Annotated in this window: 13 protein-coding genes; 7 read left to right on the top strand and 6 right to left on the bottom strand. The window is 65.7% G+C overall.

Annotated features, from left to right (window positions below; translation table 11 throughout):
• Positions 1-94: 94 nt before the first annotated feature.
• On the bottom strand, positions 95-634 hold the full coding sequence (locus tag ACE3RQ_RS07115) for a winged helix DNA-binding protein (protein ID WP_374521262.1): 540 nt from the start codon (positions 632-634) through the stop codon (positions 95-97).
• Between the two features lie 251 nt (positions 635-885).
• On the opposite strand from ACE3RQ_RS07115, the gene ACE3RQ_RS07110 reads away from it, so the two are divergent.
• The 7 genes from ACE3RQ_RS07110 to ACE3RQ_RS07080 all read left to right on the top strand — a co-directional run bounded on the left by ACE3RQ_RS07110 (position 886) and on the right by ACE3RQ_RS07080 (position 6,618).
• Complete coding sequence (locus tag ACE3RQ_RS07110; protein ID WP_374521449.1) at positions 886-1,827, top strand: TRAP transporter substrate-binding protein; 942 nt, start codon at positions 886-888, stop codon at positions 1,825-1,827.
• Positions 1,828-1,889: 62 nt separating this feature from the next.
• The gene (locus tag ACE3RQ_RS07105) at positions 1,890-2,393 is read left to right on the top strand and encodes a TRAP transporter small permease (RefSeq protein ID WP_374521261.1); all 504 of its coding nucleotides are present in this window, start codon (positions 1,890-1,892) and stop codon (positions 2,391-2,393) included.
• Positions 2,386-3,681, top strand: coding sequence for a TRAP transporter large permease (locus ACE3RQ_RS07100; protein ID WP_374521260.1), 1,296 nt, complete (start codon positions 2,386-2,388; stop codon positions 3,679-3,681). Before ACE3RQ_RS07105 ends, ACE3RQ_RS07100 begins: the two co-directional genes overlap by 8 nt.
• Before the next feature lie 73 nt (positions 3,682-3,754).
• Positions 3,755-4,744 (top strand): recombination-associated protein RdgC, encoded by a 990-nt coding sequence (locus ACE3RQ_RS07095; RefSeq protein ID WP_374521259.1) that lies wholly within the window; start codon positions 3,755-3,757, stop codon positions 4,742-4,744.
• A 27-nt stretch (positions 4,745-4,771) separates the two neighbouring features.
• Positions 4,772-5,146 (top strand): fluoride efflux transporter CrcB, encoded by a 375-nt coding sequence (gene crcB / locus ACE3RQ_RS07090; RefSeq protein WP_374521448.1) that lies wholly within the window; start codon positions 4,772-4,774, stop codon positions 5,144-5,146.
• A gap of 42 nt (positions 5,147-5,188) precedes the next feature.
• A complete protein-coding gene (locus tag ACE3RQ_RS07085) occupies positions 5,189-5,617 on the top strand; it encodes a hypothetical protein (protein WP_374521258.1) in 429 nt (142 codons plus the stop codon).
• The gene (locus ACE3RQ_RS07080; RefSeq protein WP_374521257.1) at positions 5,614-6,618 is read left to right on the top strand and encodes a CapA family protein; all 1,005 of its coding nucleotides are present in this window, start codon (positions 5,614-5,616) and stop codon (positions 6,616-6,618) included. Before ACE3RQ_RS07085 ends, ACE3RQ_RS07080 begins: the two co-directional genes overlap by 4 nt.
• Positions 6,619-6,636: 18 nt before the next feature.
• Here the strand turns inward: ACE3RQ_RS07080 and ACE3RQ_RS07075 are convergent, their stop codons facing one another.
• The 5 genes from ACE3RQ_RS07075 to ACE3RQ_RS07055 all read right to left on the bottom strand — a co-directional run bounded on the left by ACE3RQ_RS07075 (position 6,637) and on the right by ACE3RQ_RS07055 (position 10,991).
• Complete coding sequence (locus tag ACE3RQ_RS07075; protein WP_374521256.1) at positions 6,637-6,936, bottom strand: hypothetical protein; 300 nt, start codon at positions 6,934-6,936, stop codon at positions 6,637-6,639.
• 16 nt (positions 6,937-6,952) lie between these two features.
• Entirely contained in the window at positions 6,953-7,207 is a 255-nt protein-coding gene (locus tag ACE3RQ_RS07070) for a MoaD/ThiS family protein (protein ID WP_374521255.1), read from the bottom strand.
• 15 nt (positions 7,208-7,222) lie between these two features.
• Complete coding sequence (locus ACE3RQ_RS07065; protein ID WP_374521254.1) at positions 7,223-8,575, bottom strand: NAD(P)/FAD-dependent oxidoreductase; 1,353 nt, start codon at positions 8,573-8,575, stop codon at positions 7,223-7,225.
• 66 nt (positions 8,576-8,641) lie between these two features.
• A complete protein-coding gene (locus ACE3RQ_RS07060; RefSeq protein ID WP_374521253.1) occupies positions 8,642-10,489 on the bottom strand; it encodes an aldehyde ferredoxin oxidoreductase family protein in 1,848 nt (615 codons plus the stop codon).
• Positions 10,490-10,514: 25 nt separating this feature from the next.
• On the bottom strand, positions 10,515-10,991 hold the full coding sequence (locus ACE3RQ_RS07055) for a 4Fe-4S dicluster domain-containing protein (protein WP_374521252.1): 477 nt from the start codon (positions 10,989-10,991) through the stop codon (positions 10,515-10,517).
• Between the last annotated feature and the right edge of the window lie 255 nt (positions 10,992-11,246).

Below are 11,246 nucleotides of genomic sequence, written 5' to 3'. Positions count from 1 at the left end.
ACGAAGTGGAAAAAGAAGGCTGTGGAGCAACAAAGCTGCCGTCCCAGGCTGTCGCGCACTGGGAGGCAACGATGAACGAAATGGGTGACGACGCCTAGAACGACGCCGCCGATCTGGCGGCCTGGTCATACAGACCTGACAACACCCGCAGCAGTCGGGCCAGCTGGCCGATGTCCTGATTCAGGCGCTCATCGGCCTGCAGGGCCCCGATGAGACAGGACTCGCGTATCTCCCGATATCGCTCGACGCAGGCCTTGCCCTCTGGCGTGGGGGCATAGGTGACCTCTTTGCCGTTCTTGCGGGAGGCCACTACCGATAGGGCCTGCAGCTTCTTGAGCGAGTAGTTGATGAGGTGAGTGTCCTCGACGTTCATGATGAAGGCGACGTCCGCCAGGCGCTTGTCGCGCGCCCTGTGGGTGACGTGGTGCAACACCAGCACATCGAGGGCCGTCAGGTCCTTCAAGCCTGCCGCACTCATGCAATGCACTACCCAACGCTGAAACGCATGGCCAGCGACGATCAACCCGAACTCGAACTCACTCATCTCGGCGCTGCGGGGAGACACGAGGTGCGCGGACGAAACAATGGGGGTGCCTGCCACCTCGGGCGTACGGGAGGAGGAATTGGATGTCATCTACCGCCTTAAGAAATAAGTACCAATATATTAACAACAATTTGTCTCCATCAACTTTATGTTTTACAAAAATAGACATAAATTCGTGATAATAGCTATATCGTCTTACTGGACGATGCAGCCAGCCTGATCTGATCCATACACCCGAAGGGCATCGGATCGAGAAACGGCCGGCACCCCGCCACTTCAACCTCTGGAGACTCCACATGCTGAAAAATCGATTAATCAACGCCACGCTGGCCGCTTGCTCAATGGCGCTCGCCTTGCCCTCCATGGCCCAAAGCGTCAAGTGGGACATGCCAACGGCCTACCCCGCCACCAACTTCCACACGGTCAACATCAGCCAGTTCGCCAAAGACGTGGACCAGGCCACGGGCGGCAAGCTCAAGATCACGGTTCACTCAAACGCCTCGCTGTTCAAAGCCAACGAAATCAAGCGGGCGGTACAAGGTGGCCAGGCCCAGGTTGGCGAGATCATCCTGTCGGGGTATCAAAACGAATGGCAGGTGTTCGGGGCTGACGGTCTGCCCTTCGTGGCCGACAGCTATGAAGAGGCCGAACGTCTCTACAAGGCGCAAAAGCCAGTGCTGGACCGCAAACTGGCCGAGCAAGGCTTGAAGCTGTTGTTCAGCGTGCCTTGGCCTCCCCAAGGCCTCTACAGCAGCAAACCCATCAACAGCGCCGCCGATCTCAAGGGATCGAAGTGGCGTGCCTACAGCCCAGCCACTTCGCGCATTGCCGAACTGGTCGGCGCGCAGCCGGTGACGGTGCAAGCCGCCGAACTGGCCCAGGCACTGGCCACTGGTGCGGTGGAAACCAACATGACCTCGGCCGTGACTGGGGTGGACAGCAAGTTCTTCGACGCGGGTGTCAAGTTCTACTACGACATGCAAGCCTGGCTACCGAAGAACGCCGTGCTGGTGAACCAGGCCGCGTTTAATGCCCTGGACAAGGCCACGCAGGATGCCGTCCTGAAGGCGGCCGCCAGCGCCGAGACCCGCGGCTGGGGCGACTCGAAGAAAGTGAACGAGACCGCCAAGGCCACCTTGCAAAAAAACAAGGTCAGCATCGAAGCGCCCAGCGCGCAACTCAAGGCGGACATGCAGCGAGTGGGCAGCAGCATGCTGCTGGAGTGGCTGAGCAAGTCCGGCGCTGACGGCAAAGAAATCATCGACGCCTTCAACAAGAAGTGATCGCGCCCGAGCTTCGCGTCCCAATGGCCCCCGGGTAGGGGGCCCTTACACATTCACTCCCTATGCGAAAAATCCTTGATGGACTCTTCATGGGTTCGGCATGGCTGGCCGCGCTCTCCATGATCATCGTGCTGATCATGGTGCTCATCTCCATGGTTGGCCGACTGCTGAACTTCTACGCGCCGGGTACCGACGCCTACGCCGGCTACGCCATGGCGGCCTCCGGCTTCCTGGCGCTGGCCCACACCTTAAAAAGGGGCGAGCACATCCGTGTCACCCTCATCGTTGGCAAGCTCACCGGTGCCGGCCGCAAGGTCATGGAACTCTGGGCACTGCTGGTGGGCAGCGCCCTGAGCGCCCTGATTGCCTTATACAGCTGGCGCCTGGTGATGCAGTCGCATCAGTTCCACGACATTTCCACAGGCAACGACGCCACGCCCTTATGGCTTCCGCAGATGTTCATGGCCATCGGCGCCACTGTGCTGGTCATCGCCCTGATCGATGAGTGGGTGCTTGAGTGGCAGAACCGCCGCAGCCACCACAGCGAGGAGACCCGACATGAATGAACTGCTGGTCACAGGACTCTTGATCCTGTTTTTGTTCGCGCTGCTGGGCAGCGGCATCTGGATCGGCCTGACGCTGGCCGGCGTGGCCTGGATCGGCATGGAACTGTTCTCCACCCGCTCGGGTGGCGACGCCATGGCCATCACCATCTGGGGCGCGTCGAGCAGCTGGACGCTCACCGCCCTGCCGCTGTTCATCTGGATGGGCGAAATCCTGTTCCGCACCAAGTTGTCCGAAAGCATGTTCCGGGGTCTGGCACCCTGGGTGAACGCGCTGCCGGGCCGGCTGCTGCACACCAACATCCTGGGCAGCACCATCTTTGCGGCGGTGTCGGGCTCGTCGGCAGCCACCTGCGCCACCATCGGCAAGATGACCATCCCTGAGCTGACGCGTCGCGGCTACCCGGCTGAGAAGATCGTCGGTTCGCTGGGTGGCGCCAGCACACTGGGTCTGCTGATCCCGCCCTCGATCATCATGATCGTGTACGGTGTGGCGGCAGAGGTGTCCATTGCCAAACTCTTCGTGGCGGGCGTGATCCCAGGGCTGATGCTAGCGGCCTTGTTCAGCGGCTCGCTGGTGGTCTGGGCGCTCGTGAACAATGAGAAGGTGCCGCGCAGCGAGGGCAAGCTCACGTTCCTGCAGAAGCTCAATGAATCGCGGCACCTGATCCCGGTGGTGCTGCTGATTGGCGGTGTGATCGGCACCATCTACAGCGGCATTGCCACGGCCACCGAGGCCGCCGCCGTGGGCGTGGTGGGCTCGTTCATCCTGTCGGCGGCACAAGGCTCGCTGAACTGGACCAGTTTCAAGGAAGCCCTGCTGGGCGCCACGCGGCTGTACTGCATGATCGGCCTCATCCTGTGTGGCGCCGCCTTCCTGACGCTGGCCATGGGCTACATCGGGTTGCCCCGGCAGTTGGCCGAGTTCGTGAACGGCCTGGGCCTCTCGCCCGGGGCGCTGCTGATCGCACTGGCCATCTTCTACATCGTGCTGGGCTGCTTCCTGGACGGCATCTCCATGATCGTGCTGACCATGGGCGTGATCCTGCCGACGGTGACGGCCGCCGGTATCGACCTGATCTGGTTCGGCATCTTCGTGGTCATCGTGGTGGAGATGGCGCAGATCACACCACCCGTGGGCTTCAACCTGTTCGTGCTGCAAGGCATGACCAAGCGCGAGATCACCTGGATTGCCAAGGCGTGCATGCCGTACTTCTTCGTGATGGTGCTGGCCCTGTTGCTGCTCTACTGGTTCCCGGGCCTGGTGACCTGGATGCCGTCGCGCATGTGATTCGGCGCATCGCCTAAGATGCCAACCCTGCCCGGGTACCCGGGCAGGGTTTTTTGTTGTCTGGAAAAGCGACGTGTTCAAGAACGTGACGATTTACCGCGTGGGCCCCGGCTGGGCGCCCACGCTGGCCGAGATGGAATCGGCCATTGACCCGGCCCGCTTCGTGCCCTGCTCGGCCACGCAGGACAAGGCGGTCGGCTGGATCGAGCCCCGTGGCGAGGCCCATGGCCCGCTGGTGGAGGCCGTGAACGGCCAGCGCATCCTGAAGTTGATGATTGAGACCAAGGGCGTGCCTGGATCGGTGGTGCGCAAGAAGGCACAGGAAGAAGCGGACCACATTGAGGCAACCACCGGCCGCAAGCCCGGCAAGAAAGAAACCAAGGCCTTGCGCGAAGACGCGCTGCTGGCCTTGTTGCCCCAGGCCTTTGCGCGGCAGCAAACCGTGTGGGTGTGGCTGGACCTGGAAAATGGCTTTCTGGTGACCGACGCCAGCAGCCAGGGCAAGATCGACGAAGTGGTGACGGCACTGATCCGCGCCTTCGACGGCCTGAGCCTTACCCCGCTGCACACCGCCGTGACGCCTCAGGCACTCATGACGCAGTGCCTCACCGCCGCGTCCGACGAGGAGTGGCCCGGCGGCTTCGCGGTGGAGCGCGAGTGCGAGTTGCGCTCAAGCGACGAAGAAAAATCAGTGGTGCGTTTCACCCGGCACCACCTGCTCACCGACGAGGTGCGCCAACACATCGCCGAAGGCAAGCTGCCCACCCGCCTGGCCATGAGCTGGGAAGGTCGCATCGGCTTCACGCTGACCGAGGCCACGCAACTCAAAAAGGTGGCGTTCCTGGAGGGCGTGTTCGACGACCGCCCCAGCGACGACGAAAGCGGCTTCGACACCGATGTGGCCCTGAGCACGGGCGAGCTGCGCCAGCTCATTCCCGCCCTGATCGAGGCACTGGGTGGCGAGCAGGCGCCGGGCTCGGCACCCGCCGCACAAGAGAGCGCCACGGCACTCGCCGCCAAGCCCGAGGGCTCGGTGGTGGTGGCGGACGACCCACCCTTCTGATTGCGCTGAGGCCGCCCCATGACCGCCCTGCCCTCCGTGCTGGCCATTTGCGTGGGCGCCTGCCTGGGCGCGCTGGCGCGCTGGCGCCTGGGGCTGTGGCTGAGCACGCCCGGCGCGCTCATTCCCTGGGGCACGCTGGCGGCCAACGCCATCGGCGCCTATGCCATCGGGGTGTCGGTGGCGGTGTTTACGGCCCATCCCCACATTGACCCGCTGTGGCGGCTGGCCATCGTCACCGGCCTGCTGGGCGCCCTCACCACCTTTTCCACTTTCTCGATCGAAGTGGTCACGCTGCTGCAGCAGGGCCGGCTGGCCATGGCCGTGGGCCTGGCGTCGGTGCACCTGCTGGGTTCGCTGCTGCTGACCTGGCTGGGCTTGCGCACGGTGGCGGCACTGGCGTAAACCCCTCGATCTGGCGTCAGGGCGGGCCGATACCATCGGCCGATGCGACCACTGACCTTCCTCTGGCTGCTCGGCCCACTGAGCGCCCTCTGCCTCGCGGCACCGGCCACGGCGGCGAACGCTTTGCCCACGCTGCGCTGCCAGCTGGAGAGCGACAACACCCCCCTCACGCTTGATGCCGTGCCCACGCCAGACCCTTACACGGTGAAGCCGGTCACGCTGAACGACCGCTTCCGCTTCAAGGCGGTGGTGGTGGCCGACGCGAGCGGCCAGGCGATCGACCACGTGAAGCTCTACACACAAGAGGTGGACGAGGCCGGGCGGCTGGTGCTGCACCAGGTGAGCTACACGCGAGAGATGGTGGCGGCTTCGTTCGGCCAGCCCACCCTCACCGGGGTGCAGTGGGTGTACGCACGGCGCATGGAGCGGCAGTTTCAGTTTGAGTGCCACTGGATCGGGGGCCGGCCATGAGGCGCCTCACGCCCTGGTGCCTGGGCCTGCTGGCGGCGCTGGCCTGCGCGCTGGCGGGGGCGCAGACAGGAGAAGCCAGGACACCCGGGTCGCGCCAGTTCACCATCGCGTTCGTGGGCGACGTGATGCTGGACGACACGCCCGGTCGCGTGGTGCGCAGCGGCCGAGACCCCTTCGCCCACGTGGCGCACTGGCTGCGCGACGCCGATGTGCGCGTGGCCAACCTGGAGGCCATTGTGGCCACCACCGGGCAGCCGGTGCCGGGCAAGCCCTACACCTTTCGCGCGCACCCACGGGTGCTGAAACCGCTGGCGCGGCACGTGGACTCGGTAGGCCTGGCCAACAACCACGCGGGCGATTACGGCCCGGTGGCGCTGGCCGACACCCTGCGGCGCCTGGACGCGGCCGGCATTCGCCGCTTCGGCGCCGGACACACCCTGGCCGAGGCGCACGAGCCGCTGATCGTTGAGCGCAACGGCCTGCGCGTGGCCCTGCTGGCTTACAACGAGTTCATGCCGCGCAGCTTTGAGGCCGACGTGGACCAGCCGGGCATCGCCTGGAGCGAGAACGAGCAGGTGACGCGCGACATCGCGCGGGCGCGTGCGGTGCACCGGGCCGACCTGGTGATTCCGTTCATGCACTGGGGCTGGGAGCACGAGCCGCTGGCCGCGCCCCGGCAGCGTGCCCTGGCCCGGCTGATGATCGAGGCGGGGGCGGACGCGGTGGTGGGCGGGCACCCACACGTCACGCAAGACGTCGAGGTGCACGCGGGCAAGCCCATCGTCTACAGCCTGGGCAATTTCGTGTTTGACGGCTTCAGCGAAGAGCCGCAGAAAACCGGCTGGCTGCTGCGCCTGGAACTGGACGCCACGGGCGTGCGCGCCTGGCGCACGCGCGTGGTGCGGCTGGACCGCGAGGGCTTGCCGCGCCCGCACCCCAAGGCCAGTGCGCTGTGCTGGGCGCGCGGCGAGGCAGCACCCAACGATTGCCCCAACCGCTGAGTGGAAAGGGGGTGGGAGCTAGCCCCCACCGCGCTGCATGTAGAGGTCAAAGCGCTTCATGAAGCGCTGGCGCTGGTCGGCGTCCACGCCCTCGAACGCGAAGCCCACGCGCAACACCGGCAAGCGCACCAGTGCGATCACGCGCGGCGGCTGCACGGCCCAGCGCAGGACCAGCACGCCACCGGGCAGGTCTACCTTCGCCTGAGTGCCGTCTTGCCGCCACGGGTGTTCGCCAATGGCGGCGGGCAGCCAGCGTTGCCAGTCGGCCTCGGTGCAGCCCATGTCGCGCTCGAAGCGCTCAGGGTAGTGGGATTGCATGGCTCGTCCGGCCGCCTCAGCCGCCGGCGATGGGCGGCCAGATGGCCAGCACATCGCCCTCTTGCAAGGTGGTGGTGGCGCGGGCTTCGGGCGCGATGTAGCGGCCATTCACCAGCACCAGGTGCACCAGCTTGGGCGGCAGGCCGTAGGGCTCGATGATGCGGGCAATGGGCGCGTCGGGCGGCACGTCCAGCGTGAGCTGGTTGCCGCGCCGTGCCTCAGGCGGCAGGTAGTCGGTCAGCGTGGCAAAGAGCTTGAAGGTGATTTGCATGGCCAGGATGTTGCCTCAGCGACGGCGCTCATCGGCCGCGCCACTCCAATGCCCCTGCCCCTGCGCGTTGGCGAGGTAGGCGTCCATCAGGCGGGTCGGGTCGGCGAGCAGGCGGTCTTTCCACTCGCCCAGGTGCACCTGGCCTTCCACCAGCCCGCGCATCACGCCCACGTGCTCGGTCCAGCCCACGCTGTTGCAGCCCACCAGCAGGTCGTCTTTGAACTGCAGGCTCAGGTGCTTGTGGACGGCCTGGTCGGTCAGCTCCACGCCCTGCCCGCCGGGCAGCCCTTCCCAGTTGCCAAAGCTGCTGGAGATCAGGCCCAGGGTGTCGAGCACGTTGATCTGCGTCACGCCTTTGAGCTCGGTCTTGCGGCCCACCATGTTGAGCGCGGCCACGCGGGCCTGCTCGGCTGCGTTGGGCTGGATGGCGCTGACGATGGTCTTGCCGCTGACCTTGTCAAAGGCCTCGGCGCAATCGCCAGCGGCGTAGATGCCGGGCACGTTGGTCTGCAGGGTTTCGTCGGTGAGCACCCCCACCAGGCAGCGCACGCCGGAGTTCTCCAGGAAACCGATGTTGGGCTTGACGCCGGTGGCGCTGATGACCAGATCGGCCTCCAGGCACTCGCCGCTGGACAGGCGCACCCGCATCGGACCGGTGGGCATGGCCGACTGGCCGATGCCCACCACCTCTTCGATCTTGCCTTGCAAGCCGGGCGCGCCCGCGGCACCGCGCTCAATGGCCTCCACCCGCGTGCCGGTGAACACCTTGACGCCCTTGGTCTGGCACCACGCCTTGATCATGCCGCCGGCGGTCGGGCCCATCATGCGGGGCACCATGCGGTCGCCCATCTCCACCACCGACAGCTCCACCCCGCGCTGCTGCAAGGCTTCCATGATGATGCAGCCGATGAAACCGGCGCCCATCTGCAAGACCTTGGCGCCGGGTTGGGCCAGGCGGGCGATGGCCCGGGCATCGGCCAGCGTCCAGCAGCTGTGCACGCCAGGCCCCTGAATGCCCGGAATGGGGGGTGTGGCGGGCGATGAGCCAGTGGCGATGAGCAGCTTGTCAAAGCCGATGGTGCGGCCGTCGCTGAGTTCGAGCGTGCGCTTGGCCGAGTCCAGCACCCGGGCGCGCACGCCGCGCAGCACCTGGATGTTCAGGCGCTCGAAGTGGTCGGGCGTGTGGCGCAGGTGCGTGCCCTCTTCCCCCACCTTGCCGATCAGCAGGTAGGGAATGGCCATGCGGGAATACGGCGCCTCGTTCTCGTCGCCGATCAAGGTGATGGTGTCGCGAGGCGCGTGCTTGCGAATGGTCTCGGCCGCGATGACGCCGGCCGGACCGGCGCCCAGGATGACGTGGTGGGTCATGGTGCAGTTCTCCCCAAGAAAGAAGCGGTCACGCGGACCGCTTCTCCATGGTTGCAAGGCCGGGGCTCAGAGGCCCAGGCGGGCTTTGGTGTCGGCGGTGGGGCGGCCTTCGCTGTCCCAGCCGCGCACGGCGTAGTACTTGGGCAGCATCTCGGGCAGCTTGCTGACCATGCCCTTGGAGGCACCAGTCTTGGCGGCTTCGGTCAGCAGGCGCTTGGGCAGCGAGTCGTCGGCCTTGGTGAAGCCGGCGGCGTTGTTGAACTCGCGCTCCATGTTCCAGATGCGTTCGCCAATCTTCTCCAGCTCTTCGGTGGTGTACTGCTCACCGCAGGCGGCCTGCAACTGCGGGGCCAGGTCGGCCACGCCCCAGGCGAAGGTGGTGAAGACGCACAGGCCAGACGAGTCGAAGGCGGCGGTGGCGTCCTGGAAGGCCTTCACCAGCTCGGGCTTGCCCTCGCTCTCCACCGGGTCGGTCTTCACGGGAATGCCCAGCACCTCAGAGGCGATGGTATAGCCGCGCAGGTGGCAGGCACCGCGGTTGCTGGTGGCGTAGGCCAGGCCGATGCCCTGGATGGCGCGGCCGTCGTAGGCCGGGAATTCCTGGCCCTTCACGCTCATCGACAGGTCGGGGTGGCCGTACTTCTTGGTGAGGCGGGCCGAGCCCTGGGCGATCTCTTTGCCAAAGCCCTCGGCCTTGCCCACCATCTCGGCGAAGGCCGCCAGCGCGGCGGCCGAGCCGAAGGGCGCGTCCACGCCGATCTGCTCTTTGGTGAGCACGCCCATCTCGTACAGCTCCATCACCGCGCCCACGGTGGCACCAAAGCTGATCGGGTCCATGCCGTACTCGTTGCACAGCAGGTTGGCGTACTGCAGGGCCTCCAGGTCGTTCACGCCGTTGGCCGCGCCCAGCGCCCAGGCGGCTTCGTACTCCAGGCCGCCATTGGCGCCCCAGTACTGCGGCTTGTTCTGCACCGTGAAGTGGCTCTCGTCCATCTTGCTGATGCGCCCGCAGGCGATGGTGCAGCCGAAGCAGGCCTGGTTGGTCACCAGGTGCTTCTTGCCATCGGTCTCGCGCGGCGTGGCCATGGCCTCGGCCGAGATGTCCTTGGCGCCTTCGAACTGCACCTCGCGGTGGTTGCGCGTGGGCAGGGCACCCATTTCGTTGATCACGTTCATCAGCACCTGGGTGCCGTAGGTGGGCAGGCCCTGGCCCGTCACCGGGTTCTCGGCCAGGATCTTCTTCTTCTCGAAGGTGACCTTCATGAAGGCCTTGGGGTCGCGGATGTTGCCCACGCCCTTGGTGCCGCGCACCGCAATGGCCTTGAGGTTTTTGCTGCCCATCACCGCGCCCACGCCAGAGCGGCCGGCGGCACGGTGCAGGTCGTTGACGATGGCGGCGTAGAGCACGCCGTTCTCACCGGCCGGGCCGATGCTGGACACACGCGTCAGCGGGTCTTGCAGCGAGGTCTTCAGCGCCTCTTCGGTCTTCCAGACGCTCTGGCCCCACAGCGAAGACGCATCGCGCAGCTCGGCCACGTCGTCGTTGATGTAGAGGTACACCGGCGTGGGGCTCTTGCCCTCGACGATGACCATGTCCCAGCCGGCCATCTTCAGCTCGGCACCCCAGTAGCCGCCCGAGTTCGAGCAGGCGATGGCGCCCGTGAGCGGGCCTTTGGTGATGACGGTGTAGCGCCCGCCGGTGGAGGCCATGGTGCCGGTGAGGGGCCCGGTGGCCCAGATCAGCTTGTTCTCGGGCGAGAGCGGATCGACCTTGGGGTCGATCTCGCTGATGAGGTATTTGCTGCCCAGCCCGCGCGAGCCCAGGTAGGCATGCGCCCACTCCATGTTCAGCGGCTCGGACTTGACGGTGCCAGCGGTGAGGTTGACGCGAAGGATTTTTCCAGCCCACGACATGATCGTTCTCCTAAATGGTTCGGGCTCAGGCGGCGGAAGGCTGGTTGCCCAGCTTGTCGGCCCACTGCTTCATCTTGTCCAGGCCGGTCCAGTTGGCGTCGATGAAGGTGATGGCGCCGGTTGGGCAGGCGTCGGCGCAGGCCGGGTCGCCACCGCAGAGGTCGCACTTCTGGACCTTGCCGGTTTCCTGCACGTAGTTGATGGTGCCGAAGGGGCAGGCGATGGTGCACACCTTGCAACCCACGCAGGTGCTGTCGTTCACCACCTTGGCGCCGGTGAGCTTGTCCACCGTGATGGCCTCCACCGGGCAGGCGTGCAGGCACCAGGCCTCGTCGCACTGGGTGCAGGTGTAGGGCACCTTCTTGCCGGTGTGGTGGAAGTCGAACACCTTGATGCGCGACTTCGAGGTGGCGTAGGTGCCGTAGTTCTCGAACGAGCAGGCCATCTCGCACTGCAGGCACCCGGTGCACTTGTCCGGGTTGATGTGAAGGATTTTTTGCATGTGGGTCTCCAGGTGGGGCAGAGACTGCGCGCTGCCGGGTCTTATGCAGTTCTCTGCATACGATTGTTGGGGTACGCCCACGGGTACTGCTGAGGGTTTTCCCTGGTCGGGAAAGCGGTTTCGGGAAAAGTCTCAAATTGAGACAAGGCCCGCCGCCATGCCGCCCGCCAGCCGCACCCTGCCGATGAAGGGCCATCCCACCGCCAACAGGCCCGACCTTGGGCACAGGGGCAGAATCACCGGTTCTTCGCGCCC

This window comes from Hydrogenophaga sp. (assembly GCF_041913525.1).
In the GTDB taxonomy this organism is placed as follows: domain Bacteria; phylum Pseudomonadota; class Gammaproteobacteria; order Burkholderiales; family Burkholderiaceae_C; genus Hydrogenophaga.
The sequence above is the reverse complement of the archived record's forward strand: the minus strand, read 5'-3'. Positions and strand labels throughout refer to the sequence as shown.

What these genes read in the sequence shown, in the direction of transcription:
- ACE3RQ_RS07055 (WP_374521252.1), bottom strand. Translation starts at nt 10,991, where the DNA reads ATGCAAAAAATCCTTCACATCAACCCGGACAAGTGCACCGGGTGCCTG.
- ACE3RQ_RS07060 (WP_374521253.1), bottom strand. Translation starts at nt 10,489, where the DNA reads ATGTCGTGGGCTGGAAAAATCCTTCGCGTCAACCTCACCGCTGGCACC.
- ACE3RQ_RS07070 (WP_374521255.1), bottom strand. Translation starts at nt 7,207, where the DNA reads ATGCAAATCACCTTCAAGCTCTTTGCCACGCTGACCGACTACCTGCCG.
- ACE3RQ_RS07110 (WP_374521449.1), top strand. Translation starts at nt 886, where the DNA reads ATGGCGCTCGCCTTGCCCTCCATGGCCCAAAGCGTCAAGTGGGACATG.
- ACE3RQ_RS07075 (WP_374521256.1), bottom strand. Translation starts at nt 6,936, where the DNA reads ATGCAATCCCACTACCCTGAGCGCTTCGAGCGCGACATGGGCTGCACC.
- ACE3RQ_RS07065 (WP_374521254.1), bottom strand. Translation starts at nt 8,575, where the DNA reads ATGACCCACCACGTCATCCTGGGCGCCGGTCCGGCCGGCGTCATCGCG.
- ACE3RQ_RS07105 (WP_374521261.1), top strand. Translation starts at nt 1,890, where the DNA reads ATGCGAAAAATCCTTGATGGACTCTTCATGGGTTCGGCATGGCTGGCC.
- ACE3RQ_RS07080 (WP_374521257.1), top strand. Translation starts at nt 5,614, where the DNA reads ATGAGGCGCCTCACGCCCTGGTGCCTGGGCCTGCTGGCGGCGCTGGCC.
- ACE3RQ_RS07115 (WP_374521262.1), bottom strand. Translation starts at nt 634, where the DNA reads ATGACATCCAATTCCTCCTCCCGTACGCCCGAGGTGGCAGGCACCCCC.
- ACE3RQ_RS07100 (WP_374521260.1), top strand. Translation starts at nt 2,386, where the DNA reads ATGAATGAACTGCTGGTCACAGGACTCTTGATCCTGTTTTTGTTCGCG.
- ACE3RQ_RS07085 (WP_374521258.1), top strand. Translation starts at nt 5,189, where the DNA reads ATGCGACCACTGACCTTCCTCTGGCTGCTCGGCCCACTGAGCGCCCTC.